The sequence below is a fragment of the Pseudomonas sp. MS15a(2019) genome (assembly GCF_013277805.1).
Lineage (GTDB): Bacteria > Pseudomonadota > Gammaproteobacteria > Pseudomonadales > Pseudomonadaceae > Chryseomonas > Chryseomonas benzopyrenica.
Genome location: NZ_VBTN01000009.1, coordinates 226,434 through 252,987, shown reverse-complemented (window position 1 = coordinate 252,987; position 26,554 = coordinate 226,434). Strand labels below are relative to the sequence as shown.

Below are 26,554 nucleotides of genomic sequence, written 5' to 3'. Positions count from 1 at the left end.
CGAAAGGCGGAGCAAAGTCAACTGGCGGAAAGCCTGCTCAGGGGTGGTGCGCAGGTGCCTGTTTTTGGCGCATTCATGAGCGCTAGAACGCCTCTGTTGTGCCGCTTCTGTGCAGAATCCCGAAACTTTTTACCGGTGGTTGTGAAAAATAACGAACAAGACTAGGCTCGGATGATTCCTGTTCAACCCGGTGCCCCATGTCCGCGCTGCCCCTCATAGGTGTCACAGCCTGTACCAGGCAACTAGGCCTGCATCCCTTTCACATCGCTGGCGACAAGTATCTGCGCGCGGTGGTGGAGGGGGCCGAGGGCATGCCGCTGGTGATTCCGGCCCTCGCCGACCTCATCGCCACCGAGACCCTGCTGGAGCGTCTGGACGGTCTGCTGTTCACCGGTTCGCCGTCCAATGTCGAACCTCGCCATTACCAGGGCCCGCCCAGCGAGCCCGGCACCCTGCACGATGCGGCGCGCGACGCCGTGACCCTGCCGCTGTTGCGCGCCGCGGTGGCTGCGGGCGTGCCGGTGCTGGGCATCTGCCGGGGCTTCCAGGAAATGAATGTGGCCTTTGGCGGCAGCCTGCACCAGAAGGTGCATGAGGTCGCTTCCCTCATGGATCACCGCGAGCGCGGCGAGACCCTGGAAGAGCACTATGGCTTGCACCATCCGGTCGAGGTCCAGCCAGGTGGCCTGTTCGAGACCCTGGATCTGCCGGCGCGCTTCGAGGTGAACTCCATCCATGGCCAGGGTATCGAGCGCCTGGCGCCGGGGTTGCGCGCCGAGGCGCTGGCCCCCGATGGCCTGATCGAAGCCGTCTCGCTTCCCGAGGCCCGCGCCTTCACTTGCGGTGTGCAGTGGCACCCGGAGTGGAAGGTACGCAGTTACCCAGTCTATCTCGCTTTATTCAAGGCGTTCGGCAAGGCCTGCAAGGAGCGCGCTGCCGGCCGCTGATGCTGTTCACCCCGCTCGAACCTTCGAGGTCTTTATGAGCACCCCGCTTGACCGGCTCACCGCCTGGTTGAAAGAACGCAAGATCACTGAAGTGGAATGCCTGGTAGCCGATCTGACCGGCATCGCCCGCGGCAAGATTTCTCCCACCGCCAAGTTTCTCAACGAAAAGGGCATGCGCCTGCCGGAGAGCGTGCTCCTGCAGAGCGTGACCGGGGACTATGTCGACGACGACATCTACTATGAATTGCTCGACCCGGCTGACATCGACATGCACTGTCGGCCGGATGATCGCGCGGTGTTCCTGGTGCCCTGGGCGCTGGAACCCACCGCCCTGGTGATCCACGACACCTACGACAAGCGCGGCATCCCCATCGAGCTGTCGCCGCGCAACCTGCTCAAGAAGGTGCTCAAACTCTATGCCGAGCATGGCTGGCAGCCCATCGTCGCGCCGGAAATGGAGTTCTACCTGACCAAGCGCAGCGACGACCCCGACTATCCGCTGCAGCCGCCGGTAGGCCGCTCCGGTCGCCAGGAAACTGGGCGCCAATCCTTTTCCATCGACGCGGCCAACGAATTCGATCCGCTGTTCGAGGACATGTACGACTGGTGCGAGGCCCAGGAGCTGGATCTGGATACCCTGATCCACGAGGAAGGCACCGCCCAGATGGAGATCAACTTCCGTCACGGCGATCCGTTGCACCTGGCCGACCAGATCTTCGTCTTCAAGCGCACCCTGCGCGAGGCGGCGCTCAAGCATAACGTCACCGCCACCTTCATGGCCAAACCCATGACCGGCGAGCCTGGCAGCGCCATGCACCTGCACCAGAGCGTGGTGGATCTCAAGACCGGCAAGACGGTGTTTTCCAACCCCGATGGCAGCATGAGCGAGCTCTTCCTGCACCACATCGGCGGTCTGCAGAAATACATTCCCGAGGCGCTGCCGCTGTTCGCGCCCAACGTGAATTCCTTCCGCCGCTTCCTGCCCGATACCTCGGCGCCGGTCAACGTGGAGTGGGGTGAGGAGAACCGCACCGTGGGCCTGCGGGTACCGGATTCCGATCCGCAGAATCGCCGGGTTGAGAATCGTCTGGCCGGCGCCGATGCCAACCCCTATCTGGCCCTGGCCGCCAGCCTGCTGTGTGGCTATCTGGGCATGGTCGAGAACGTCTCGCCCAGCGCCCCGGTGCAGGGCCGCGGCTATGAGCGCCGCAACCTGCGCCTGCCGCTGACCCTGGAAGCCGCCCTGGAGCGCATGGAGCAGTCGGCCACCCTGGAGCGTTATCTGGGGAGTCGTTTCACCCGTGGCTACGTCGCGGTGAAGCGCGCCGAACATGAGAATTACAAGCGCGTGATCAGTTCGTGGGAGCGGGAATTCCTGCTGCTCAGCGTCTGACCGCGATTCAAGGAGAGGCTTCGTGACTACCTTTACCACCGCCCATTGGCAGGACCTGAGTCGTCGGCACCTGCTGGCGCCCTTCACCGACTATCGCCAGCTCAACGAGAAGGGCGCACGCATCATTACCCGTGCCGAGGGTGTGCACCTCTGGGACAGCGAGGGTCAGCGCATTCTCGACGGCATGGCCGGGCTCTGGTGCGTCAACGTCGGCTACGGCCGTGAAGAGCTGGTCGAAGCGGCCAGTCGCCAGATGCGTGAGCTGCCCTACTACAACCTGTTCTTCCAGACCGCCCACCCGCCGGCGCTGGAGCTGGCCAAGGCCATCGCCGAACTGGCACCGGAGGGCATGAATCACGTGTTCTTCACCGGTTCGGGCTCGGAGGCCAACGACACGGTGCTGCGTCTGGTGCGCCATTACTGGGCAACCAAGGGCCAGCCGGAGAAGCGGGTGGTCATCGGCCGCTGGAATGGCTACCACGGCTCGACCATGGCCGGCGCCAGCCTGGGCGGCATGGCGGCGATGCACGAACAGGGCGGTCTGCTGCCCGACATCGTGCATATTCCGCAGCCCTACTGGTTCGGTGAAGGTGGCGAGATGAGCCCGGAGGAGTTCGGCGTCTGGGCGGCCGATCAGCTGGAGCAGAAGATCCTCGAGGTCGGCGAAGAACGTGTCGCCGCCTTTATCGCCGAGCCCATCCAGGGTGCCGGCGGGGTGATAGTGCCGCCGGAAAGCTATTGGCCGCGAGTGCGCCAGATCCTCGCCAAGTACGACATCCTGTTCATCGCCGACGAGGTCATCTGCGGCTTCGGTCGCACCGGCGAATGGTTCGGCAGCCAGTACTACGGCAATGCCCCGGACCTGATGCCCATCGCCAAGGGGCTCACCTCCGGCTACGTGCCCATGGGTGGCGTGGTGGTACGCGACGAAGTGGTCAGGGTGCTCGACGAGGGTGGCGAGTTCTATCACGGCTTCACCTATTCCGGGCATCCGGTGGCCGCCGCCTTGGCCCTGGAAAACATCCGCATCCTGCGTGACGAAGGCATCGTCGACCGGGTTCGCAACGCCACGGCACCCTATTTGCAGAAACGCTGGGCTGAGCTGGCCGACCATCCGCTGGTGGGCGAGACCCGCGGTGTCGGCATGGTGGCGGCGCTGGAATTGGTGCGCGACAAGAAGACGCGGACGCGGTACGAGGGTGGGGCGGGCATGCTCTGCCGTGAGCACTGCTTCCGCAATGGGCTGGTGATGCGTGCGGTGGGCGATACCATGATCATCGCCCCGCCTTTGGTCATCACGCCGGAGTCCATCGACGAGCTCGTCACCCTGGCGCGCCTGAGTCTCGATCAGACCCATGCGGTGCTACGTCAACGTGGCTAATGGCCGGCAAGGCTTGAGCGCGGCGGCGGACCTTGCCAGACTGCGCGCGGGCGCTGGCCGCGCACCGAATCAAAAGACCAACGATGACTTGAGGAGCACCACCGCATGAATGTTTTTGGCAAGACTCTTCTAGCGCTGAGCCTGGCCGGCCTCTTTGCCGGCAACGCCTCGGCGGACCCCAAGGTCCTGCACGTCTACAACTGGAACGACTACATTGCCGAAGACACCATCGCCAACTTCGAGAAGGAGTCGGGGATCAAGGTGGTCTATGACGTCTATGACAGCAACGAGACCCTCGAGGCCAAGCTGCTGGCCGGCCGTTCCGGCTACGACGTGGTGGTGCCGTCCAACTCCTTCCTGGCCAAGCAGATCAAGGCCGGCGTCTACCAGCCGCTGGACAAGTCCAAGTTGCCCAACTACAGCAACCTGGATCCGCAGCTGATGAAGACCCTGGAAGTCAGCGATCCGGGCAACCAGTACGCCATCCCCTATCTGTGGGGCACCATCGGCATCGGCTACAACCCGGCCAAGGTCAAGGCTGCCCTGGGCGACAATGCCCCGGTGGATTCCTGGGACCTGATCTTCAAGCCCGAGAATCTCTCCAAGCTCAAGGGCTGCGGCGTGGCGGTGCTGGATTCGCCCACCGAGATCATTCCCGCCGGCCTGCACTACCTCGGCTACAAGCCGGATAGCCAGGATCCCAAGGAGATCAAGGCGGCCGAAGAGCTGTTCCTCAAGGTGCGTCCGTACATCACCTATTTCCACAGCTCCAAGTACATCTCGGACCTGGCCAATGGCAACGTCTGCGTGGCGGTCGGTTACTCCGGCGACATCGCCCAGGCCAAGGCCCGTGCCGCCGATGCCAAGAACGGCGTGACCGTGGCCTACAACATTCCCAAGGAAGGCGCCGGTACCTTCTTCGACACCATGGCCATTCCCAAGGATGCCGAGAATCCCGAGGGCGCGCTCAAGTTCATCAACTACCTGATGGAGCCCAAGGTGATCGCGGCGGTCAGCGACTATGTGCAGTATCCCAACGGCAACAAGGCGGCCACCCCGCTGGTGGCCGAAGAGATCCGCACCAACCCGGGGATCTATCCGACCCAGGAAACCATGACCAAGCTGTATGCCTTCCCGGATCTTCCGGCCAAGACCCAGCGTCTGATGACCCGTACCTGGACCACCATCAAGTCCGGCAAGTGATTGCTGCCGCCGCGTGCGGCTGAAAGGACGGCACGCCGGAGTCGCTCCGGCGTGCCGTACGTCTGTATGGACCGCTGAAAGGGTGTCGCCGTCGATGCCCATCATGAAAGGAGCCGCCCGTGCTTTCGTTGCGTAAAACCCTGCTGGCCATGACCACCCTGACCGTCATGGGAACCGCTGTCGCCGACCCGACGGTACGTGTCTACAACTGGAGCGATTACGTCGGCGAGACCACGCTGGAAGACTTCCAGAAGGCCACTGGCATCACCCCGGTCTATGACGTCTTCGATTCCAACGAAACCCTCGAAGGCAAGCTGTTGGCCGGCCACACCGGCTACGACGTGGTGGTGCCTTCGAGCAACTTCCTGGCCAAGCAGATCAAGGCGGGCGCCTTCCAGAAACTGGACAAGAGTCAGCTGCCGAACTGGCAGAATCTCGACCCGGCCTTGCTCAAGCAACTGGAAAAGAGCGATCCGGGCAATCAATACGGCGTGCCCTACCTGTGGGGCACCAACGGCATCGGGTACAATGTCGACAAGGTCAAGGCCGCGCTGGGTACCGACAAGCTCGATTCCTGGGCCATCCTGTTCGAACCCGAGAACCTCAAGAAGCTGAGCAAGTGCGGCGTCTCCTTCATGGATTCGCCCGATGAGGTCTATCCGGCGGTACTGCAATACCTGGGACTCGATCCCAACAGCACCAACCCTGACGACTACAAGAAGGCCGAGGCACAGCTGCTCAAGGTGCGGCCCTACATCACCTATTTCCATTCCTCCAAGTACATCTCGGACCTGGCCAACGGCAACATCTGCGTGGCCTTCGGCTATTCCGGCGATGTCTTTCAGGCACGTTCGCGTGCCGAGGAAGCGAAGAAGGGCGTCAACATCGGCTACGCGATTCCCAAGGAGGGCGCGAACCTCTGGTTCGACCTCTTGGCCATCCCCAAGGATGCCAAGAACGTGAAGGAGGCCCATGCCTTCATCAACTATTTGCTGCAGCCCGAGGTCATCGCCAAGGTCAGTGACTATGTCGGCTACGCCAACCCCAATCCCAAGGCGGGCGAGCTGATGAATGCCGAGCTGCGGCAGGACGAAACCGTCTACCCGCCTCAGGCGGTGATGGACAAGCTGTACGTCATGAAGGAGCTGCCCCCGCAACTCCTGCGCCTGGAAACCCGTAGCTGGACGCGGGTCAAGTCCGGCAAATAACCAACGCTAAGCGGACCGGCCCGGCCGGTCCCCGATTTTCCTGGGGAGATGTACATGGCGACCGCCACCAGTGCCTTCAAGAAAGCCGCCACCGGCGACAAGAAAGCCAAGGAAGTCCTGGTCAAGATCGACCGGGTCACCAAGAAGTTCGACGAAACCGTCGCTGTCGACGACGTCTCCCTGACCATCAACAAGGGTGAGATCTTCGCCCTGCTCGGCGGCTCGGGTTCGGGCAAGTCGACCCTGTTGCGCATGCTGGCCGGTTTCGAGCGGCCCAGCGAAGGACGCATCTTCCTCGATGGCGAGGACATCACCGACATGCCGCCCTACGAGCGGCCGATCAACATGATGTTCCAGTCCTATGCGCTGTTCCCGCACATGAGCGTGGAGCAGAACATCGCCTTCGGCCTCAAGCAGGACAAGCTGCCCAAGGCCGAGATCGACGCCCGCGTGGCCGAGATGCTCAAGCTGGTGCACATGACCCAGTACGCCAAGCGCAAGCCGCACCAGCTCTCCGGTGGCCAGCGCCAGCGGGTGGCCCTGGCGCGTTCCCTGGCCAAGCGACCCAAGCTACTGTTGCTCGACGAGCCCATGGGCGCCCTGGACAAGAAGCTGCGCTCGCAGATGCAGCTGGAACTGGTGGAAATCATCGAACGCGTGGGCGTGACCTGCGTGATGGTGACCCACGACCAGGAAGAGGCCATGACCATGGCCGAGCGCATCGCCATCATGCACCTGGGCTGGATCGCCCAGGTGGGCAGCCCCATGGACATCTACGAGACCCCGGCGAGCCGGCTGGTCTGCGAGTTCATCGGCAGCGTCAACATCTTCGACGGCGAGCTGACCGACGATGGCGCCGACCACGCCATCATCCACAGTCCGCAACTGGAGCGGCCGATCTACATCGGTCACGGCATCAGCACCCGTGCCCAGGAAAAGCAGGTCACCTTCGCCCTGCGGCCCGAGAAGCTGCTGATGGGCACCAGCCTGCCAGCGGATCACGAGCATCCCGACTACAACTGGTGCAGCGGCACCGTGCATGACATCGCCTACCTGGGTGGGCACTCGGTCTATCACGTCAAGCTGGGGACCGGGCCCATCGTCCAGTGCTTCATCGCCAACGCCGAGCGTCTCGGCAAACGACCCACCTGGGACGACGCCGTGGTGGTGTACTGGGAAGACGACAGCGGCGTGGTACTGCAAGCATGACCAGACCTCCCTTGCTCAAGCGCCTGCTCGATGGCCGCCGCCTGACCATTGGCGTGCCCTTCGTCTGGCTGTTCCTGTTCTTCCTGCTGCCGTTCCTGATCGTGCTCAAGATCAGCTTCTCGGTGGCGGACGTGGCCATCCCGCCCTATACCGAGCTGTTCAGCTACGCCGATCAGCAACTGGATATCGCGCTCAACTTCGGCAACTACCTGATGTTCGCCGGCGATCCGCTGTATCTGGATGCCTATCTCGGCTCGCTGAAGATGGCCGGCATCAGTACCCTGATCTGCCTGCTGATCGGCTATCCCATGGCCTATGCCATCGCCCGCGCCAGTCGCGAGAAGCAGACGGTGCTGCTGCTGCTGATCATGATGCCGACCTGGACCGCCATTCTCATCCGCGTCTATGCCTGGATGGGGCTGCTCTCCACCAATGGCCTGATCAACAGCTTCCTGATGAATCTGGGCATCATCAACAGTCCGCTGCAGATGCTCAACACCAACTTCGCGGTGTACCTGGGGATCGTCTATTCCTATCTGCCGTTCATGATCCTGCCGTTGTTCGCCAATCTGGTGAAGCATGACCTGACCCTGCTGGAAGCCGCCGGCGACCTGGGTGCCAGTCGTTTCACCAGCTTCTGGAAGATCACCGTGCCGCTGTCCAAGAACGGCATCATCGCCGGCTGTATGCTGGTGTTCATTCCGGCGGTGGGGGAGTTCGTCATTCCCGAACTGCTGGGTGGCCCGGAGACCCTGATGATCGGCCGCGTGCTCTGGCAGGAGTTCTTCAACAACCGTGACTGGCCGGTGGCCTCGGCGCTGGCCGTGGTGATGCTGCTGATCCTGATCGTGCCCATCGTGCTGTTCAATCGCAACCAAGCCAAGGAACTGGAGGGCAAGCTGTGAGCCAGACAGCCATTCTGTGCCCATCGTGCTGTTCAACCGGCTCTCCAATCTGGAGCCGAGCCAAGGAACTGGAGGGCAAGCTATGAGAGGCCTCAAGTTCACCAACCTGATGCTGGTGCTCGGACTGCTGTTCATCTATCTGCCGATGGTCATCCTGGTCATCTACTCCTTCAACGAGTCGCGCCTGGTGACCGTCTGGGGTGGCTGGTCGGTGAAGTGGTATGTCGGCCTGCTGGACAACACCCAGCTGATGAGTGCGGTGTTCCGCTCCCTGGAAATCGCCTTCTACACGGCCATCTCCTCGGTGATCCTCGGGACCCTGGCGGCCTTCGTGCTGACCCGTATCCCACGCTTCCGCGGCCGCACCGTGTTCGGCGGCATGGTCACGGCGCCGCTGGTGATGCCCGAGGTGATCACCGGTCTGTCGCTGCTGCTGCTGTTCGTCTCCATGGCGCAGCTGATCGGCTGGCCGCAGGACCGCGGCGTGACCACCATCTGGATCGCCCACACCAGCTTCTGCGCCTCCTATGTGGCGGTGGTGGTCTCTTCGCGCCTGCGCGAACTGGACCTGTCCATCGAAGAGGCGGCCATGGACCTGGGCGCCCGCCCCTGGAAGGTGTTCCTGCTGATCACCATCCCCATGATCGCGCCGTCGCTGGCGGCGGGTGGCATGATGTCCTTCGCCCTGTCGCTGGACGACCTGGTGCTGGCGAGCTTCGTGTCCGGTCCCGGCTCCACCACCCTGCCCATGGAGGTGTTCTCCGCGGTGCGCCTGGGCGTGAAGCCGGAGATCAACGCCATCGCCAGCCTGATCCTGCTGGCGGTCTCGCTGTTCACCTTCTTCGCCTGGTACTTCACCCGGCGCGCCGAGAAGAAGCGCTTGCAAGGCTTGCAGGAGGCCATGGATGCCACGGCCTCGGAGATCACCCAGCGCGAACGCGAGACGGCGACCCTCACGGCGCCGCCAGCCAACAGCTGAGGATTGGTGGAAAAGGCGGCCTCAGGGCCGCCTTTTTTGTGTCCGATGGTCAGGGCTGCGACAAGCGCGACCGCTCCCGCAGGGCGCGATTTGATACCATTTGGCTTTTGCCAGGTAGCGCTCCCGCCATGAAACAGTACCTCGACCTGATGCGCCACGTGCGCGAACACGGCACCTTCAAGAGCGACCGCACCGGCACCGGGACCTACAGCGTCTTCGGCTACCAGATGAGATTCGATCTGGCCGAGGGCTTTCCCTTGGTCACCACCAAGAAGTGCCATCTCAGATCCATCATCCACGAGCTGCTGTGGTTCCTGCAGGGCGAGACCAACATCCGCTATCTCAAGGACAATGGCGTCTCCATCTGGGACGAGTGGGCCGACGAGAATGGCGAACTGGGCCCAGTCTACGGCTACCAGTGGCGCAGCTGGCCGGCACCGGATGGTCGCCATATCGACCAGATCGCCGGGGTGGTGGACATGATCCGCGCCAAGCCCGATTCACGCCGCCTGATCGTCTCGGCCTGGAATCCGGCGCTGGTGGACGAGATGGCCTTGCCGCCGTGCCATGCGCTGTTCCAGTTCTATGTCGCCGATGGCCGCCTGAGTTGCCAGCTCTATCAGAGATCCGCCGACATCTTCCTCGGCGTACCTTTCAACATCGCCAGCTATGCGCTGCTGACCCTGATGGTGGCCCAGGTCACCGGGCTGCAACCGGGCGAATTCATCTGGACCGGCGGTGATTGCCACCTCTATGCCAATCACCTGGAGCAGACCGATCTGCAGCTGACCCGCGAACCGCTGCCGCTGCCGACCATGAAGCTCAATCCAGCGGTACAGGACCTGTTCGCCTTCCGCTTCGAGGATTTCGAGCTGGAAGGCTATCAGGCCCATCCGCACATCAAGGCACCGGTCGCGGTCTGACGCCGTGACCGCAGCGCTCAGGCGCTGCGGTCGTGTTCCAGCACCTCGTCCACCAGTTGCTCGGGCGACTGGCGTACGTCAAGTACCTGGGCCTCCAGGTGGTCGGGCGCTTCCAGGGTATCGAGTTGGCTCTGCAACAGCTTTGGATCGAAGAAGTGCCCACGGCGGCTGCCGATACGCTCGGCGAGCAGCTCCGGGGAGCCTTTGAGAAACAGCAGACGCACACCTTCGAGGCCGTTCAGCAGGCGATCTCGATAGACTTTCTTCAGCGCCGAACAGGCGAACACCCGGGTGGTGCCCTCGGCCCGCGCCTGCTGCATGGCAGCGTGGATGGCATCCAGCCAAGGCCAGCGATCCTCGTCGGTGAGGGCGATACCCTTGGCCATCTTGTCCTTGTTGGCCTGGCTGTGAAAGGTGTCGGCATCGTCGAAACGGCAGCCTAGTCGGCTGGCCAGGAGTTCGCCCAGGGTGGTCTTGCCACTGCCCGAGACGCCCATTATCAGATAGATCATCGTCGGTACTCCGCGTGAGGATTCGCCTCGTTATAGAGTCCCTAGAGCGGCGTTTGCTCCGGGGTCAGACGGCTGCTCCAGGTGGCGCCGATCGAGGCGGCGATGATGCAGGCGAGAGCGAACCATTGGGCGACACCCAGGATCTCGCCGAGGAACACCCAGCCGGAAAGGGCGCCCAGCGCGGGTTCCAGACTCATCAGGGTGCCAAAGGTCGAGGCCGGCAGGCGGGTGAGCACGACCATTTCCAGGGCATAGGGAATGGCCGTGGACATCAGAGCCAAGGCCAGTGCCAGTGGCCAGATTTCCGGTTGCAAGAGATTGCTGCCGCTGTGAACGATGCCGATGGGCAGAATCACCAGGGCGGCGATGGAAGCGCCAAAGGCCACCGTGCCGGTGCCATGGACCGCGCCCGCGCGCTTGCCCAGCACGATGTACAACGCCCAGCAGGCACCGGCACCCAGTGCCAGGCTGGTACCCAGGGGATCCAGCGCCGAGGCGTTGTGACCGAAGGGCAGGAGCACGGCCAGGCCGGCGACCACCAGGACGATCCACAGCAGGTCCAGCCAGCGGCGCAGCGCACACAGCGCCACCACCAGGGGGCCGACGAATTCCAGGCCAACGGCGATGCCGATCGGCAGGCGCTGCATGGCCATATAGATGGTCAGGTTCATCACGCCCATGGCGACGCCATAGCCCAGTAGACTGCCCAGCGCCTCGCGGCGGAAGTTGCGCCAGGGACGCAGCACGATCAGCAGGACCAGGGCGGCGAAGATCAGGCGCAGGGTGGTGACACCCACCGGGTCGAGGCGCAGGAACAGCGTCTTGGCCAGACTCGCGCTGGTCTGGATCGAGGTCATGGCGACCAGCAGCAGGGCGACGGCGAACAGCGGCGAACGGGCGGACATTGGCTGAGCTCAACAAGCGGGCCCGCCAGCATAGGTCATCCTATCTGTGCTGCAAGGATGGCTGCGACCTCAACGTGTTTTGGAGCGCAGATGCAGTTGCTCCGCGCCTTCGCGGTTTTCCCGGACCTGCTCGATGAAGCGCTGCTGCTCTTCGCGCTGGGCCACCTGCACGCATTGCGCGTAGCCCGCGTCCCAGCCCTGCTGATAGGGCTTCTCCGCGACGAAGCGGCGCGCATCCTTGTGTTCGTACCCAATGCCATTGACCGCCTGCTTGCCGGTCTGGCAGCCGTCGCTGAAGCCGTCGGCATAGGCCGGCGGATAGCCTTTGGCAATCAGTTGGTCGTGATAACTGGTGCAGGCCGCGAGCGCGGACAGCAGGAAGAACAGCGGAATGAAACGACGAGAGCCAGCCATGGGGCCTCCTCACGGGATCCTACGACTGATCCCCCTACAGAGAGCTTAGTAGGCGTCTGGTGAGAATTTCGTCAAAAAACGCTGGGGTCGGAAAATACCGACAGACGTCATGTCAGCCTCTTCGAACCGCTGCGTTTAAATATGCAGGGGAGCGCTGCTTGCCTTGCCTCCGCTGTCATCCCGGTCGCAGAATGCGGACACTGCTTGCATGCCTGACAAGGACTTACGATGCACGATCCCGTCGCGGCCGGTCTCCGGCTCGCTCCCGATGAGCTGACCCGCCCCTTCGCTCCCGAACAATTCTCCTTTGCCGATACCGATCAGCTCGAACCCTTCCGCGGCATCCTGGGCCAGGAGCGCGCGGTTGAAGCCCTGCAGTTCGGGGTGGCCATGCCGCGGCCCGGCTACAACGTCTTTGTCATGGGCGAGCCGGGCACCGGTCGCTTCTCCTTCGTGCAACGCTATCTCAAGGCCGAGGCCAAGCGGCAGCCGACGCCCAACGACTGGGTGTACCTGAATCACTTCGAAGAGCCGCGCGCACCGGGAGCCCTGGAACTGCCACCTGGCGAGGGCGAGGCCTTCGTGGCCGACATGGCCCATTTCATCGACAACCTGCTGGCCACCTTTCCGGCGGTGTTCGAACACCCGGCGTTCCAGCAGAAGAAGAACGCCATCGAGCGTGCCTTCAACCAGCGCTACGACCAGGCCCTGGACGTGGTAGAAAAGCTCGCCCTGGAAAAGGAGATCGCCCTCTACCGCGACGCCAACAATGTCGCCTTCACCCCCATGAAGGACGGCAAGGCGCTGGATGAGGCCGACTTCGCCCAGTTGCCCGAGGCCGAGCGCGAGCGCTTCCACGCCGATATCTCCAGCCTCGAAGAACGCCTCAACGAAGAACTGTCCAGCCTGCCGCAATGGCGGCGCGAGTCGAGCAACCAGCTGCGGGCGCTGAACGAGGACACCATCATCCAGGCCCTGCAGCCGCTGCTGGCGCCCTTGTCGGAGAAGTACAACGACAACCCCGGGGTCTGCGCCTATCTGCAGGCCATGCAGGTGGATCTACTCAAGACGGTGGTCGAGCAACTGGCCGACGACGCCAAGCCCGACATGCAGCGGCGCAAGGAATTGCGCGAGCAGTACGAGCCCAATCTGATCATCGGCCACCACGTCACCGGCGGTGCACCCGTGGTGTTCGAGTCCCACCCTACCTACGACAATCTCTTCGGTCGCATCGAGTACCAATCCGATCAGGGCGCGCTCTACACCAACTATCGCCAGCTGCGCCCGGGCGCCTTGCATCGTGCCAATGGCGGCTTCCTCATCGTCGAAGCCGACAAGCTGTTGACCGAGCCCTTCGTCTGGGACGCGCTCAAGCGCGCCCTGCATTCGCGCCAGCTGAAGATGGAATCGCCACTGGCCGAGCTGGGGCGCCTCACCGCCATGAGCCTGGCGCCCCAGCAGATCCCGCTGCAGCTCAAGGTCATCATCATCGGCTCGCGCAACATCTACTACACCCTGCAGGAGCTGGATTCGGACTTCCAGGAGATGTTCCGGGTGCTGGTGGACTTCGACGAGGAACTGCCGCTGCGTGACGAGAGCCTGGAACAGTTCGCCCAGCTGCTCAAGACGCGCACCTCGGAAGAGGGCATGGCGCCCCTGACCTCGGCGGCCGTAGCCCGTCTGGCCACCTACAGTGCCCGGTTGGCCGAGCACCAGGGGCGGCTGTCAGCGCGTATCGGCGATCTCTTCCAGCTGGTCAGCGAAGCCGATTTCATCCGCCATCTGGCCGGGGACGAGCGCACCGACAAGGGCCATGTCGAGCGCGCGCTCAAGGCCAAGGAAACCCGCACCGGACGCGTCTGTGCCCGGGTGCTGGACGACATGCTCACCGGGCTCATCCTCATCGACACCCAGGGCGCCGCGGTGGGCAAGTGCAACGGCCTGACGGTGCTGGAAGTGGCCGATTCCGCCTTTGGCATGCCGGCGCGCATCTCGGCCACCGTCTACCCGGGTGCCAGCGGCATCCTCGACATCGAGCGTGAGGTCAGCCTGGGCCAGCCGATCCACTCCAAGGGGGTGATGATCCTGACCGGCTACCTGGGGAGTCGCTATGCCCAGGAATTCCCCCTGTCGATCTCGGCCAGCATCGCCCTGGAACAGTCCTATGGCTACGTCGATGGCGACAGTGCCTCCCTGGGCGAGGCCTGTACCCTGATCTCCGCGCTGTCGCGCACCCCGCTCAAGCAGTGTTTCGCCATCACCGGCTCCATCAACCAGTTCGGCGAGGTCCAGCCGGTCGGCGGCGTGAACGAGAAGATCGAAGGTTTCTTCCGCCTCTGCCAGGCCCGCGGCCTGACCGGCGAGCAGGGCGTGATCATCCCGCGCGCCAATGTCACCAACCTGATGCTCGACGAAACCGTGCTGGAAGCGGTCCGTGAAGGGCTGTTCCATGTCTATGCCGTACGTCAGGCGGACGAGGCCCTGTCGCTGCTGGTGGGCGAGCCCGCCGGGGCGCCCGATGCCAAGGGCCGCTTCCCCGACGGCAGCGTCAATGCGCGCGTGGTACAGCGTCTCAAGGAAATCGCCGAGCTCGAACTGGAAGATGAACTGGCCGACAAACTCAGTGATAACTCCAAGGCAAAAGGGAAAAACAACGAAGCGGAGGAGAACTGAGGTCCAGGGGGCAGGTCGGATTTTGTACAAGGCGTCGCAGCCCAAGTAGCACGGCGCCCAGACCCGCTTGCCCCCTGTTGACCAACAGGGTTGTCCACAGCCTTTGTGGATACCTCTGGCCTAGGACCGGCGAGCATTGAGCGCTTCGAGAGGATGACGCCATGTCCCGCACCATTACCCTGATCCGTCCCTGCCTGGGCCTCGTCACCCGTATCGAATGCGAAATCAAACCGCTCGGTCAGGAACAGGGCCTCTGGACCCTGCTGTGCGCTGCCGGCCTCAATGGCCAGCAGCCCACCGCCATCAAGGCCCAGGGGCCTTTCCACGGGCCCAAGGCGGCCGAAGGCGTCATGACCGCCATCGCCGAGAACCTGGTCGAACAGGGCTATATCCAGGTCGAAGAGACCCAGATCTGGCGCCTGCACATGCAGAGTGAACTGCGCAAGATGAATGGCGAACGCGCCCATCAGCAGGTTCGCTTCCAGGTCGGTCCCGACGCCTGAGCGACGGTACAACCTGCCGCATTGGTCCGTCCGCAACGCCCCGGTATACTCGCCCGGCCCTGGTAAACCGAGCGAGTCTGCATGGAACGTCTGATCGAAAAAGCCCTTTACGCCTCCCGCTGGCTGCTGGCGCCCATCTATCTGGGATTGTCGTTGGCGCTGGTTCTGCTGGCGCTCAAGTTCTTTCAGGAAGTCTTCCACGTCCTGCCGCATATCTTCGAATCCACCGAAGCCGAGCTGATCCTGCTGGTGCTGTCGCTCATCGACATGGCGCTCGTGGGTGGTCTGCTGGTCATGGTGATGATCTCCGGCTATGAGAACTTCGTGTCCCAGCTGGACATCGACGAAGGGTCGGAAAAGCTCAGCTGGCTGGGCAAGATGGATTCGGGGTCGCTCAAGAACAAGGTGGCCGCCTCCATCGTCGCCATCTCCTCGATCCACCTGCTGCGCATCTTCATGGATGCCCAGAACACCAATCCCGAATATCTCAAGTGGTACGTGATCATTCACCTGGTGTTCGTGGTCTCGGCCTTCGCCATGGGTTACCTGGATCGGCTGACCAAGCACTGACCGGCAGAGCGGCCACTCGTCCGCCGTCGGCATCTTTCGCTTACGCTTTGTGGATTGCGCCGTTGCGCTTGCCTGTCCTAGGTTGTCGAATGCTCACAGCTGCCAATCGACGTCATCCCGGATGTCGATCTCGACCCGGAGGTTCCCATGCAATTGCCGGAATTGACCCAGCGCGCCCAGGCCGGCGAGGTCCGTGAACTCAACCTGCTGTCCATCGAGGGCGGCTTCTATGTGCTCGAGGTGCTCACCCAGGACGGTCGCACGCGGCTGACCGGACGGGACGGGCACTTCTACCGCCTGGGCTCGGCCGCCCAGGCCCGCCGCCTGCTGGCCGATCTGCCGGCACTGCCGTGCTTTCTCATCCAGCACAGCGCCTACGACGAGATGGTCGGCATGGCGCCACGCTCGGCCGAGCCGCTGAAGATCCCGCTGAACTACCGGAACGCCTCTTGAGCGAAGGCGCCGTCCGGCGCCTGCTACCGGTCTTCGGCGATCAGCTGTCGCCCCAGCTGGCGTCGCTACGTGAAGCCGATCCCGCGCAGGACGTCTTGCTGCTCGCAGAGGTCATGAGCGAGGCCAGCTATGTGCCTCACCATCCGCGCAAGATCGCCCTGATCTTCAGTGCCATGCGCCATTTCGCCATCGAGATGCGCGCGCGTGGCTTCCAGGTCCACTACCGTACCCTGGACGACCCGGACAACCAGGGCTCGCTGCCGGCCGAGATCGCCTGCTGGGTCAGGGCGTCGGGCGCGCATGAGGTCCATCTGACCGAGACCGGCGAATGGCGACTGGAGCAGGCGCTGCACGGGCTCGATCTGGCGGTGCCTGTGCACTGGCACGGCGACGACCGATTTCTCTGCAGTCGCGCCGCCTTCGCCCGCTGGGCCGGAACCCGCACCGAATTGCGCATGGAGGCCTTCTACCGCGGCATGCGCAGGCGCCACGGCTGGCTGATGGAGGGACCAGGCGAGCCTTGCGGTGACGTCTGGAATCTGGACAAGGACAATCGCAAGGCGCTGCCCAGTGGCCATCCTGTTCCCGAGCCCTTCAGCTGTCCGCCCGATGCCTGTACCCAAGAAGTGCTCAAGCTGGTCGGGCAGCGCTTCGCTCACCACTATGGCCGGCTCGACGGCTTCGACTATCCGGTGACCCGCGCGGATGCCGAGCGCCTCTGGCCGCACTTCCTGGATGCAGGGCTGCGCGACTTCGGTACCTACCAGGACGCCATGGCCCGCGGCGAGCCCTATCTGCATCACGCCCGGATCAGTGCGGCGCTCAATATCGGGCTGCTGGACCTGCGCCAGCTCTGCGCGGAGGTGGATGCCGCTTATCGTGAGGGGAGGGTGCCGCTCAACAGCGCCGAGGGCTTCCTGCGCCAGCTGATCGGCTGGCGGGAGTATGTCCATGGCGTCTACTGGCTGCGCATGCCCGAGTATCGGGAGCTCAACGTACTCGGCAATACCCGGGCGCTACCGGACTTCTACTGGACCGGAGCCACTGACATGGCTTGCATGCGCGAGGCCATCGGCCAGACTCTGGCGCTGGGCTACGCCCACCATATCCAGCGGTTGATGGTCACCGGCAACTTCGCCCTGCTGGCCGGTATCGCGCCCCAGGCCATCGGCGAGTGGTATCTGGCGGTCTACCTGGATGCCTTCGAGTGGGTCGAGCTGCCCAATACCCAGGCCATGGTGATGCATGCGGACGGTGGCTATCTGGCGAGCAAGCCCTATTGCGCCAGCGGCCAGTACATCCGTCGCCAGTCCGACTACTGCAAGGGCTGCCACTATCAGGTCGGCGAGGCCCTGGGCGAGCGGGCCTGCCCCTTCAATGCCCTCTACTGGCATTTCCTGATCCGCCATCGCGAGCGGTTCGCCCATTATCCGCGCATGCTCAATCTCTATCGCAATCTCGATTCCCAGGCCCCCGAGCGCCAGCAGGCCCTCTGGCGGCGTGGCGAGGCCCTGCTGGCGCGTCTCGACGCGGGAGAATCCCTATGAAGAAGGGCGATCTGCCCACCAAGGTCTGTCCGGTCTGCCAGCGGCCCTTCGCCTGGCGCAAGAAATGGGAGCGCAACTGGGACGAGGTGCGCTACTGCTCCGAGCGCTGTCGCCGGCAGCGCGGCAGCCTCGGCGGCGAGCCGGGACCCTGATGTGCTAGGCTCGGCTCCTTTTTTCACGATGGAAAGGCTGCTATGAACGACATCCTGCTCGATACCGACGAGGCTCGCGTCAGCTACGGCATCGGCCGCCAGCTGGGCGATCAGCTGCGCCAGAATCCGGTCCCCGGCATGCAACTGGCTGCCGTGCTCGCCGGCCTCACCGAAGCTTTCGATGGCCAGGATTCCCAGGTGGACGTCGAGTCGCTGAATGCCAGCTTCCGCGTTATCCGCGAGCGCATGCAGGCGGAAGCCCAGGCCAAGGCCGCCGCAGCGGCCCAGGAAGGCGTCGACTACCTGAAGGCCAACGCCGAGCGCCCCGGCGTCGTGGTGCTGCCGTCCGGTCTGCAATATGAAGTGCTCACCCAAGGTGAGGGCGCTACGCCAACCCGCGAAGACCAGGTACGCACCCACTACCATGGCACCCTCATCGACGGCAGCGTGTTCGACAGCTCCTACCAGCGCGGCCAGCCGGCCGAGTTTCCGGTCGGCGGCGTGATCGCCGGCTGGACCGAAGCCCTGCAACTGATGTCCGCCGGTAGCAAGTGGCGCCTGCATGTGCCCAGCGAACTGGCCTATGGCGCCCAAGGCGTCGGCGGCATCCCGCCGCACAGCGTGCTGGTGTTCGACGTCGAGTTGCTCGACGTTCTCTAACGCTAGCAGTCCAGGCGTAGCGCCTCGTTTTCCGGGCGCAGTGCCAAGGCGTAGCTGAACAGGAAGACCTGGCGGATCTGCTCCTTCACCACCCGCGGTTCGCTGGAAGTGAGGCTGTGCAGATCCAGCTCGCCCAGGTCCTTGAGTTCTTCCAGGGCCGTCTCGTCCAACTCCGCGCAAACCTTGCCGGTTTCCCGATTGAGGATGCGCAGATAGGGATGAGGCCGGTCCAGCCAGGCGTCGATCAGATAAGTCATGGGAAGGCTCCTGCTGCTATTTATGAGAATAATTCTTATTCAATAAATAGCAAGGGATTACCTGACTTTTTTGGTCGGACATGAAAAAGCCCGCGGTCTGGCGACGGCGGGCTCGATCGGTCGGCGCAAGCGTCAGTGAGTCCGGGCCACCGAGAAGCGACCCAGTTCGGCCAGGGCGTCGCGATATTCGCTGGCGGGCAGGGCGTCCAGGCAGGCGATGGCCCGCTCGGCGAATTCCTGCGCCTTGCGCGCCGTGTAGTCGAGGGCGCCGGCGGCTTCGACGGCGGCACGCACGCTTTCCAGGTCCTGGCTGCCGCCCTGGCGGATCGCCTGGCGCACCAGCGCCGCCTGTTCGGCAGTGCCTTCGCGCATGGTCACGATCAGCGGCAGGGTCGGCTTGCCCTCGGCGAGGTCGTCACCGACGTTCTTGCCCAGGGCCACGGCGTCGCCCTGGTAGTCGAGCAGGTCATCGACCAGTTGGAAGGCCACGCCCAGGTGATCGCCATAGCGGCGCAGGGCTTCGGCCTGCTCGGCGTTGGCGCCGGCTAGGATCGCCGCGCTGTGGGTGGAGGCTTCGAAGAGCATGGCGGTCTTGCCGCGGATGACCTCCATGTAGATCTCTTCGGTGGTGCTGGCGTCACGGATCTTCGACAGCTGCAGTACCTCGCCTTCGGCGATGACGCGGGTCGCCTGGGAGATGATGCGCATCACCTCCATGGAGCCCAGCGCCACCATCATCTCGAAGGAGCGGGCATAGAGGAAATCGCCGACCAGCACGCTGGGGGCATTGCCCCAGAGGGCGTTGGCGGTGGAACGGCCGCGGCGCATACCTGAGGCATCGACGACATCGTCGTGCAGCAGGGTGGAGGTGTGCAGGAATTCGATGGTCGCCGCCAGCAACTGCAGATCGTGGTCGGCGCGCCCGAGGGCCTTGCCGGCCAGCAGCACCAGCAGCGGACGCAGGCGTTTGCCGCCGGCGGAGACGATGTAGTCGCCAATCTTCTCGACCAGCGGCACGCGCGAGGTCAGCTGCTGGCGGATGATGCCGTCTACGGCGGCGAAATCGTCCGTCACCACGCGATAGAAGGACTGGGATTGCTGCGTCATTGAGAGGTGTCCACTGGAGGTCCGGGCAATATTCAGGCGGCCGGATGGCGCATGACCGCCAGACTATGCCCTAGGGACCGGCACCAGTGCCATGCCCAGGGATTGCCATCGCGCTCCCGCGGCTCGCCGCTCCTGCCGATTCGGTTGGGCACCGGCCCGGCATGGCCGCTGAACGAGGTTGCGCGGCATGCTAGGGGTGGGGTGGGGGACTGTCAAGGCGCGGGCGGGCGGCTCTTGCCTCCGGGCCTTGGCTTGCGTAGAATCGCGGGCCCTGAACATTCCTAGGGTTAACCCCCTGTCTTACGCAATTGCGCGGCGCTCCTTCCGGTCCCGTGCAGCCATGCCGGTCGACGATACCTCTTATAAAGCACCGGGTGAGCAGGTTTAACGGAGATTTACCATGTCCTACGCAGTTATCGTTACCGGTGGCAAGCAATACAAGGTCGCCGAAGGCGAGTACCTGAAGGTCGAGAAGCTCGACATCGCCACCGGTGAAACCGTCACCTTCGACCAGGTTCTGCTGGTTGGCAACGGTGACGACGTCAAGATCGGTCTGCCGGTCGTTGATGGTGCCAAAGTGACCGCCGAAGTGACCGCCCAGGGCCGTCACGACAAGGTCACCATCATCAAATTCCGTCGTCGTAAGCATCACATGAAGCGTCAGGGCCACCGTCAGTGGTTCACTGAAATCAAGATCACTGGCATCCAGGCCTGATCTCGCCTCTAACGGAGAATTGACTCATGGCACACAAAAAAGCGGGTGGTTCTACTCGTAACGGTCGCGATTCCGAAAGCAAACGCCTTGGCGTGAAGCTGTACGGCGGCCAGGTCGTCAAGGCCGGTAACATCATCGTGCGTCAGCGCGGCACCCAGTACCATGCCGGTTACGGCGTGGGCCTTGGCAAGGATCACACCCTGTTCGCGAAAGTGGACGGCGTGATCAAGTTCGACGTGAAGGGCGCCTTCGGCCGTCGTTACGTGAGCATCGTCGCCGCCGCCTAAGGCCCGTGACGAAAGAAAAGCCCTGTCTACCCGACGGGGCTTTTTCGTTTGTAGTTAAGCTATTTCCCTTGTAGTTAAGCTATTTCCTTGTTTGCAGCGGCCCGCGAGCGCGGGAGGTCCAGATGAAATTCGTCGATGAAGTATCCATACACGTAAAAGCGGGTGACGGCGGCAACGGCATGATGAGTTTCCGCCGGGAGAAATTCATCGAGAAGGGTGGCCCCAATGGCGGTGATGGCGGTGATGGCGGGTCGATCTGGCTCGAAGCCGACATCAACCTGAACACCCTGGTCGATTACCGTTACACCCGGCGTTTCACCGCGCAGAACGGTGAGAAGGGCGGGAGCACCGAGTGCACCGGCGCCAAGGGTGAAGACCTGGTGCTGCCGGTTCCCGTGGGCACCACGGTGATCGATGCGGCGACCCAGGAAATCATTGGTGACCTGACCCAGCCCGGTCAGCGCATCCGTGTCGTCCAAGGCGGCTGGCACGGCCTGGGCAACACCCGGTTCAAGTCCAGTACCAATCGCGCGCCGCGGCAGACCACCCCCGGCAAGCCCGGTGAAGAGCGCGACCTCAAGCTGGAGCTCAAGGTGCTGGCGGACATCGGTCTGCTCGGCCTGCCCAATGCCGGCAAGAGCACCTTCATCCGTGCTGTGTCGGCCGCCAAGCCCAAGGTGGCGGACTATCCCTTCACCACCCTGGTGCCGAACCTAGGCGTGGTCAGCGTCGGGCGTTTCAAGAGCTTCGTGGTCGCCGACATTCCGGGGCTGATCGAAGGCGCTTCGGAAGGCGCGGGCCTGGGGATTCGTTTCCTCAAGCACCTGGCGCGCACCCGCCTGCTGCTGCACCTCGTCGACATGGCGCCCCTGGACGAGAGCGATCCGGCCGAGGCTGCCGAGACCATCATCAACGAGCTGACCAAGTTCAGCCCGGCGCTGGGCGAGCGTGATCGCTGGCTGGTGCTGAACAAGGCCGACCAGCTGCTCGATGACGAGCGCGAAGAGCGCCTCAAGGCGGTGGTCGAGCGGTTGGACTGGCAGGGTCCGGTCTTCGTCATCTCCGCCCTGGAGCGGGAAGGCACCGAGCAGCTCTGTCAGGCGATCATGCAGTACCTCGACGAGCGTACCCTGCGTCTTGCCGAGGATCCGGCCTATGCCGAGGCGCTGGAAGAACTCGATCAGCGCATCGAGGACGAGGCGCGGGCGCGGCTGCAGGCGCTGGACGACCAGCGTGCGCTGCGTCGTTCCGGAGTCAAGGCAGTGGACGATGCCGATGACGACTTCGATGACGAAGACGACGGCGACGGTCCGGAAATCTTCTACGTACGGTAAGAAAGGAGCTTGCCCATGCGTGATCAGGTGTCTGGCGCCCAGCGCTGGGTGGTGAAGATCGGTAGTGCCCTGCTGACCGACGACGGTCGTTGCCTGGACGGCGGGGCCATGGCCGGTTGGGTCGAGCAGATGGTGGCGCTGCACCAGGCCGGCATCGAGCTGGTGCTGGTCTCTTCGGGGGCGGTGGCGGCTGGTATGAGTCGGCTCGGCTGGGCGCAGCGCCCGACCGCCATCAACGAGTTGCAGGCCGCGGCGGCGGTGGGGCAGATGGGGCTGGTGCAGGCCTGGGAATCCAGTTTCGCCGAGCATCAGGTGCAGACCGCGCAGATCCTGCTCACCCATGACGACCTGTCCGATCGCAAGCGCTATCTCAATGCCCGCAGCACCCTGCGCACCCTGGTGAGCCTGGGTGTGGTGCCGGTGATCAACGAGAACGATACCGTCGTGACCGACGAGATCCGCTTCGGCGACAACGACACCCTGGCTGCCCTGGTGGCCAACCTGGTCGAGGCCGATCTGCTGGTCATCCTCACCGATCGCGATGGCATGTTCGACGCCGATCCGCGCAACAACCCCGACGCCAGCCTCATCAGCGAGGCGCGCGCCGACGATCCGGCCCTGGATCTGGTCGCTGGCGGTACCGGCGGCGCCCTGGGGCGTGGCGGCATGCAGACCAAGCTGCGCGCGGCTCGTCTCGCGGCGCGCTCCGGTGCCTATACCGTCATCGTCGGTGGCCGTATCCAGCAGGTGCTCAGTCGCCTGCAGCAGGGCGAGCAGCTGGGCACCCTGCTGTCACCCGAGCGCGGCCTGGTGGCGGCGCGCAAGCAGTGGCTGGCCGGGCATTTGCAGGTGCGTGGCACCCTGCGCCTGGACGCCGGTGCGGTGCAGGCCCTGGTGGGCGGGCATCGTAGTCTGCTGCCGGTGGGTGTGCGGGAGTTGGAGGGCAGCTTTCGGCGTGGCGAGATGGTCGCCTGCGTCGGTCCGGATGGGCGCGAAGTGGCGCGTGGTCTGGTCAACTACAGTGCGACCGAGGCGCGACGCATCCTGGGAAGACCTTCGGATGCCATCGTCGTCGAGTTGGGTTACGTCTACGAGCCCGAGCTGATCCATCGGGACAATCTGGTCCTGGTCTGACGATCGTCGATCCTGGCGCCTCTTCGGAGGCGTTGTGTTCTCAAATCGCAGGCAATAAAAAACCGGCCGAGGCCGGTTTTTTATTCGAACGCTGATCAGGCGGCGGCGGGGGTAGCCAGGGCCTTGATGTGAGCGTTCAGGCGGCTCTTGTGGCGAGCGGCCTTGTTCTTGTCGATGATGCCCTTGTCGGCCATGCGGTCGATGACCGGAACGGCAGCGATATAGGCGGACTTGGCTTTTTCCAGGTCCTTGGCGTCGATCGCCTTGACGACGTTCTTGATGTAGGTGCGCACCATGGAGCGCAGGCTCGCATTGTGGCTGCGACGCTTCTCAGCCTGTTTGGCGCGTTTTTTGGCGGAGGGGGAGTTAGCCACCGTGGAGCTCCTTCGAAAAAGACTGTATTGGGTACAGAGCGAACTCTGTAGCGAGTACAGAGCTAAATTAAGGTCGCGAATCTTGACGCCCCTGGCGGCGGCTGTCAAGGCTGTCTGGATGGATATCCGGCTGGTCGCCGATGAAGTGCGTCGTTACACTCGATCGCTTGTGCCCATCGCGCGACTGCGCTCACGCGCATCTTTCGTCACCTCCCGCTGCGTTCACCGAGTGCTCTCTCAGTCATGAATCTGCTCAAGTCCCTGGCCGCCGTCAGCTCCATGACCATGCTGTCCCGCGTGCTGGGTTTCGTGCGCGACACCATCGTCGCCCGCACCTTTGGCGCCGGCATGGCTACCGATGCCTTTTTCGTCGCCTTCAAGCTGCCCAATCTCTTGCGGCGTATCTTCGCCGAGGGCGCCTTCTCCCAGGCCTTCGTACCCATCCTGGCCGAATACAAGGCCCAGCAGGGCGAGGAGGCCACCCGCACCTTCCTGGCCTACGTCAGCGGCCTGCTGACCCTGGTGCTGGCCGTGGTCACGGTGCTGGGCATGCTGGCCGCGCCCCTGGTGATCTGGATCACCGCGCCGGGCTTTGCCGATACCCCGGAAAAGTTCGCCCTGACGTCCGATCTGCTGCGGGTGACCTTTCCCTACATCCTGCTGATCTCCCTGGCCTCCCTGGCCGGCGCCGTGCTCAACACCTGGAACAGGTTCAGCGTACCGGCCTTCGTGCCGACCCTGCTCAACATCAGCATGATCATCTTCGCGCTGTTCCTGACGCCCTATTTCGATCCGCCGATCATGGCGCTGGCCTGGGCGACCCTGGTGGGTGGCCTGGCGCAGTTCCTCTATCAGCTACCGCACCTCAAGCGCATCGGCATGCTGGTGCTGCCGCGGCTGAATCTGCGCGACGCCGGTGTCTGGCGGGTCATGAAACAGATGGGGCCGGCGATCCTAGGGGTCTCGGTCAGCCAGATCTCGCTGATCATCAACACCATCTTCGCCTCCTTCCTGGCCGCCGGCTCGGTGTCCTGGATGTACTACGCCGATCGCCTCATGGAATTGCCCTCGGGGGTGCTCGGCGTGGCCCTGGGGACCATCCTGCTGCCGGCGCTGTCGCGGACCTATGCCAAGGCCGATCGCCAGGAATACTCGCGGCTGCTCGACTGGGGCCTGCGGCTGTGCTTCCTGCTGGTGCTGCCCTGTTCCGCGGCCCTAGCGTTGCTGTCCGAGCCGCTGACCGTCTCGCTGTTTCAGTACGGCCGCTTCGATGCCCATGACGCCCTGATGACCCAGCGGGCGCTGGTCGCCTATGCCGTCGGGCTGCTCGGCATCATCCTGGTCAAGGTGCTGGCGCCGGGCTTCTATGCCCAGCAGAACATCAAGACGCCGGTAAAGATCGCGCTCTTCACCCTGGCGGTGACCCAGGTGCTCAACCTGATCCTGATCGGGCCGCTGCAGCACGTCGGCCTGGCCCTGGCCATAGGTCTGGCGGCCTGTCTCAACGCCGGCCTTTTATTCTGGCAGTTGCGCCGCCATAACCTGTTCATTCCCCAGGCCGGCTGGACGGGCTTCCTGCTGCGACTGCTGATCGCGGTGGCGGTGATGAGCGCCGTCCTGTTCGGCCTGATGCAGCTGCTGCCCAGTTGGAGCGAAGGGCTGATGTGGCAGCGCCTGCTGCGTCTGGGCGGCCTGGTCGCGGCGGGCGTACTGGCCTATTTCGCCAGCCTGTTCCTGCTCGGTTTCCGCCTGCGCGACTTCAATCGGCGGGCGGTGCTGTGATTGCACAAGGCCGGGTGTGCGCCTGTCCTCGCGGCGGGCATCCAGATATAATCGATTAATTTCTGAGCAATCCCTACCCATGCAGCTGTTTCGCGGTCTCCATCATCTCGACGCCTTTCCCAAGGGCTGCGTTGCCACCATCGGCAACTTCGACGGGGTTCACCTGGGGCACCAGGCCATCCTCGCGCGGCTGCGTGAGCGGGCGGCGGAGCTCGGGGTGCCCAGTTGCGTGGTGATCTTCGAGCCGCAGCCTCGGGAATTCTTCCTGCCCGACATCGCGCCGGTGCGCTTGACCCGCCTGCGCGAGAAGCTGGAATGCTTCGCGCGCCTGGGCGTCGACAACGTGCTCTGCCTGAATTTCAATCGGCGGCTGCGCGAGTTGTCCGCCGAGGCCTTCGTCCAGCAGGTGCTGGTGGACGGCCTGGGGGTGAAGCATCTGGAGATCGGTGACGACTTCCGTTTCGGCTGCGACCGTGCCGGCGACTTCACCTACCTGAATCTGGCCGCTCGCGACCACGGTTTCACCCTGGAAGCCGCTACCACCGTGGAGTTGGATGGGCTGCGGGTGAGCAGTACCCTGATCCGCCAGGCCCTGGCCGATGGCGATCTGGCCCTGGCCGCACGCATGCTGGGACGACCCTACAGCCTTTCGGGGCGGGTGTTGCATGGCCAGAAGCTGGCGCGTCAGCTGGGTTGGCCCACCGCCAACGTCCAGCTCAAGCGGCGCCGGCCGCCGCTGCGCGGCGTCTATCTGGTCAGCAGCCTGATCGATGGGCAGGTGGTGCCAGGCGTAGCCAACATCGGCCAGCGGCCGACGGTGCAGGGCGATGGCCGTCCGCACCTGGAGATCCATCTGCTGGACTTTGCCGGCGACCTCTATGGCCGCCACCTCAGCGTGACCTTCGTGCAGAAGGTCCGCGACGAACAGAAATTCGCCTCTCTGGAGGCCCTCAAGGCGGCGATCGAAGCGGACGTCGCCACGGCCCGCGCCTACTGGCAGGGGCAACCGTCAACGAGCCTGGACTGA

At 63.8% G+C, this 26,554-nt stretch carries 28 protein-coding genes; 22 read left to right on the top strand and 6 right to left on the bottom strand.

Annotated features, from left to right (window positions below; translation table 11 throughout):
* The first annotated feature begins 197 nt into the window (after nt 1–197).
* The 9 genes from FEZ61_RS13920 (at nt 198) to FEZ61_RS13880 (ending at nt 10,148) form a co-directional block, all read left to right on the top strand.
* Nucleotides 198–947: a gamma-glutamyl-gamma-aminobutyrate hydrolase family protein gene (locus FEZ61_RS13920; protein ID WP_173149098.1), complete on the top strand. Its 750-nt coding sequence runs from the start codon at nt 198–200 to the stop codon at nt 945–947.
* Between the two features lie 34 nt (nt 948–981).
* The gene (locus tag FEZ61_RS13915; RefSeq protein WP_017640877.1) at nt 982–2,340 is read left to right on the top strand and encodes a glutamine synthetase family protein; all 1,359 of its coding nucleotides are present in this window, start codon (nt 982–984) and stop codon (nt 2,338–2,340) included.
* 22 nt (nt 2,341–2,362) lie between these two features.
* Nucleotides 2,363–3,721 (top strand): aminotransferase, encoded by a 1,359-nt coding sequence (locus FEZ61_RS13910; RefSeq protein WP_173149095.1) that lies wholly within the window; start codon nt 2,363–2,365, stop codon nt 3,719–3,721.
* Between the two features lie 105 nt (nt 3,722–3,826).
* Complete coding sequence (locus FEZ61_RS13905) at nt 3,827–4,924, top strand: polyamine ABC transporter substrate-binding protein (protein ID WP_064308089.1); 1,098 nt, start codon at nt 3,827–3,829, stop codon at nt 4,922–4,924.
* Nucleotides 4,925–5,073: 149 nt separating this feature from the next.
* Nucleotides 5,074–6,132 carry a polyamine ABC transporter substrate-binding protein gene (locus FEZ61_RS13900; protein WP_173149200.1) on the top strand — a complete coding sequence of 353 codons (1,059 nt, stop codon included), beginning with the start codon at nt 5,074–5,076 and terminating at the stop codon, nt 6,130–6,132.
* A 54-nt stretch (nt 6,133–6,186) separates the two neighbouring features.
* Nucleotides 6,187–7,341: a polyamine ABC transporter ATP-binding protein gene (gene potA, locus FEZ61_RS13895; RefSeq protein WP_017640873.1), complete on the top strand. Its 1,155-nt coding sequence runs from the start codon at nt 6,187–6,189 to the stop codon at nt 7,339–7,341.
* Complete coding sequence (locus tag FEZ61_RS13890; RefSeq protein WP_064308087.1) at nt 7,338–8,246, top strand: ABC transporter permease subunit; 909 nt, start codon at nt 7,338–7,340, stop codon at nt 8,244–8,246. Before potA ends, FEZ61_RS13890 begins: the two co-directional genes overlap by 4 nt.
* A gap of 82 nt (nt 8,247–8,328) precedes the next feature.
* On the top strand, nt 8,329–9,225 hold the full coding sequence (locus tag FEZ61_RS13885) for an ABC transporter permease subunit (RefSeq protein WP_059316118.1): 897 nt from the start codon (nt 8,329–8,331) through the stop codon (nt 9,223–9,225).
* A gap of 128 nt (nt 9,226–9,353) precedes the next feature.
* Nucleotides 9,354–10,148, top strand: coding sequence for a thymidylate synthase (locus FEZ61_RS13880; RefSeq protein ID WP_017640870.1), 795 nt, complete (start codon nt 9,354–9,356; stop codon nt 10,146–10,148).
* A gap of 17 nt (nt 10,149–10,165) precedes the next feature.
* Here FEZ61_RS13880 and FEZ61_RS13875 read toward each other — a convergent pair whose 3' ends face one another.
* From FEZ61_RS13875 to FEZ61_RS13865, 3 genes are all read right to left on the bottom strand, one after another.
* Nucleotides 10,166–10,660 carry a gluconokinase gene (locus FEZ61_RS13875; RefSeq protein WP_068383540.1) on the bottom strand — a complete coding sequence of 165 codons (495 nt, stop codon included), beginning with the start codon at nt 10,658–10,660 and terminating at the stop codon, nt 10,166–10,168.
* A 41-nt stretch (nt 10,661–10,701) separates the two neighbouring features.
* Nucleotides 10,702–11,565: an EamA family transporter gene (locus tag FEZ61_RS13870; RefSeq protein ID WP_017640868.1), complete on the bottom strand. Its 864-nt coding sequence runs from the start codon at nt 11,563–11,565 to the stop codon at nt 10,702–10,704.
* Between the two features lie 69 nt (nt 11,566–11,634).
* A complete protein-coding gene (locus tag FEZ61_RS13865) occupies nt 11,635–11,979 on the bottom strand; it encodes a hypothetical protein (protein ID WP_017640867.1) in 345 nt (114 codons plus the stop codon).
* A 228-nt stretch (nt 11,980–12,207) separates the two neighbouring features.
* On the opposite strand from FEZ61_RS13865, the gene FEZ61_RS13860 reads away from it, so the two are divergent.
* The 7 genes from FEZ61_RS13860 (at nt 12,208) to FEZ61_RS13830 (ending at nt 18,537) form a co-directional block, all read left to right on the top strand.
* On the top strand, nt 12,208–14,652 hold the full coding sequence (locus tag FEZ61_RS13860) for an ATP-binding protein (protein ID WP_017640866.1): 2,445 nt from the start codon (nt 12,208–12,210) through the stop codon (nt 14,650–14,652).
* 161 nt (nt 14,653–14,813) lie between these two features.
* Complete coding sequence (locus FEZ61_RS13855) at nt 14,814–15,155, top strand: hypothetical protein (RefSeq protein ID WP_007160783.1); 342 nt, start codon at nt 14,814–14,816, stop codon at nt 15,153–15,155.
* Nucleotides 15,156–15,236: 81 nt separating this feature from the next.
* On the top strand, nt 15,237–15,725 hold the full coding sequence (locus FEZ61_RS13850; protein ID WP_017640865.1) for a TIGR00645 family protein: 489 nt from the start codon (nt 15,237–15,239) through the stop codon (nt 15,723–15,725).
* 147 nt (nt 15,726–15,872) lie between these two features.
* Nucleotides 15,873–16,178: a DUF6482 family protein gene (locus FEZ61_RS13845; protein ID WP_064308082.1), complete on the top strand. Its 306-nt coding sequence runs from the start codon at nt 15,873–15,875 to the stop codon at nt 16,176–16,178.
* Complete coding sequence (locus FEZ61_RS13840; RefSeq protein WP_173149093.1) at nt 16,175–17,725, top strand: cryptochrome/photolyase family protein; 1,551 nt, start codon at nt 16,175–16,177, stop codon at nt 17,723–17,725. Before FEZ61_RS13845 ends, FEZ61_RS13840 begins: the two co-directional genes overlap by 4 nt.
* A complete protein-coding gene (locus FEZ61_RS13835; protein WP_081737463.1) occupies nt 17,722–17,877 on the top strand; it encodes a DUF2256 domain-containing protein in 156 nt (51 codons plus the stop codon). The genes FEZ61_RS13840 and FEZ61_RS13835 overlap by 4 nt, the downstream gene beginning before the upstream one ends.
* A gap of 42 nt (nt 17,878–17,919) precedes the next feature.
* Nucleotides 17,920–18,537 (top strand): FKBP-type peptidyl-prolyl cis-trans isomerase, encoded by a 618-nt coding sequence (locus tag FEZ61_RS13830; RefSeq protein WP_173149091.1) that lies wholly within the window; start codon nt 17,920–17,922, stop codon nt 18,535–18,537.
* Nucleotides 18,538–18,539: 2 nt separating this feature from the next.
* On the opposite strand, the gene FEZ61_RS13825 is transcribed toward FEZ61_RS13830, so the two are convergent.
* Nucleotides 18,540–18,794 carry a hypothetical protein gene (locus FEZ61_RS13825; protein ID WP_017640860.1) on the bottom strand — a complete coding sequence of 85 codons (255 nt, stop codon included), beginning with the start codon at nt 18,792–18,794 and terminating at the stop codon, nt 18,540–18,542.
* Nucleotides 18,795–18,926: 132 nt separating this feature from the next.
* The gene (locus FEZ61_RS13820) at nt 18,927–19,901 is read right to left on the bottom strand and encodes a polyprenyl synthetase family protein (RefSeq protein ID WP_160923906.1); all 975 of its coding nucleotides are present in this window, start codon (nt 19,899–19,901) and stop codon (nt 18,927–18,929) included.
* 400 nt (nt 19,902–20,301) lie between these two features.
* Here FEZ61_RS13820 and rplU point away from each other — a divergent pair, with 400 nt between their 5' ends.
* The 4 genes from rplU (at nt 20,302) to proB (ending at nt 23,371) form a co-directional block, all read left to right on the top strand.
* Nucleotides 20,302–20,616 carry a 50S ribosomal protein L21 gene (gene rplU / locus FEZ61_RS13815; protein ID WP_007160791.1) on the top strand — a complete coding sequence of 105 codons (315 nt, stop codon included), beginning with the start codon at nt 20,302–20,304 and terminating at the stop codon, nt 20,614–20,616.
* Between the two features lie 26 nt (nt 20,617–20,642).
* Nucleotides 20,643–20,903 carry a 50S ribosomal protein L27 gene (rpmA, locus tag FEZ61_RS13810; RefSeq protein WP_007160792.1) on the top strand — a complete coding sequence of 87 codons (261 nt, stop codon included), beginning with the start codon at nt 20,643–20,645 and terminating at the stop codon, nt 20,901–20,903.
* A gap of 122 nt (nt 20,904–21,025) precedes the next feature.
* The gene (gene cgtA, locus FEZ61_RS13805) at nt 21,026–22,237 is read left to right on the top strand and encodes an Obg family GTPase CgtA (protein WP_017640857.1); all 1,212 of its coding nucleotides are present in this window, start codon (nt 21,026–21,028) and stop codon (nt 22,235–22,237) included.
* Between the two features lie 15 nt (nt 22,238–22,252).
* Nucleotides 22,253–23,371, top strand: a complete 1,119-nt coding sequence (proB, locus tag FEZ61_RS13800) for a glutamate 5-kinase (protein ID WP_017640856.1) — start codon at nt 22,253–22,255, stop codon at nt 23,369–23,371.
* A gap of 95 nt (nt 23,372–23,466) precedes the next feature.
* On the opposite strand, the gene rpsT is transcribed toward proB, so the two are convergent.
* Entirely contained in the window at nt 23,467–23,745 is a 279-nt protein-coding gene (gene rpsT / locus FEZ61_RS13795) for a 30S ribosomal protein S20 (RefSeq protein WP_017640855.1), read from the bottom strand.
* A 243-nt stretch (nt 23,746–23,988) separates the two neighbouring features.
* On the opposite strand from rpsT, the gene murJ reads away from it, so the two are divergent.
* Both murJ and ribF read left to right on the top strand, forming a co-directional pair.
* The gene (gene murJ, locus FEZ61_RS13790) at nt 23,989–25,527 is read left to right on the top strand and encodes a murein biosynthesis integral membrane protein MurJ (RefSeq protein ID WP_064307830.1); all 1,539 of its coding nucleotides are present in this window, start codon (nt 23,989–23,991) and stop codon (nt 25,525–25,527) included.
* Nucleotides 25,528–25,606: 79 nt separating this feature from the next.
* Nucleotides 25,607–26,554, top strand: a complete 948-nt coding sequence (ribF, locus tag FEZ61_RS13785) for a bifunctional riboflavin kinase/FAD synthetase (RefSeq protein ID WP_173149089.1) — start codon at nt 25,607–25,609, stop codon at nt 26,552–26,554.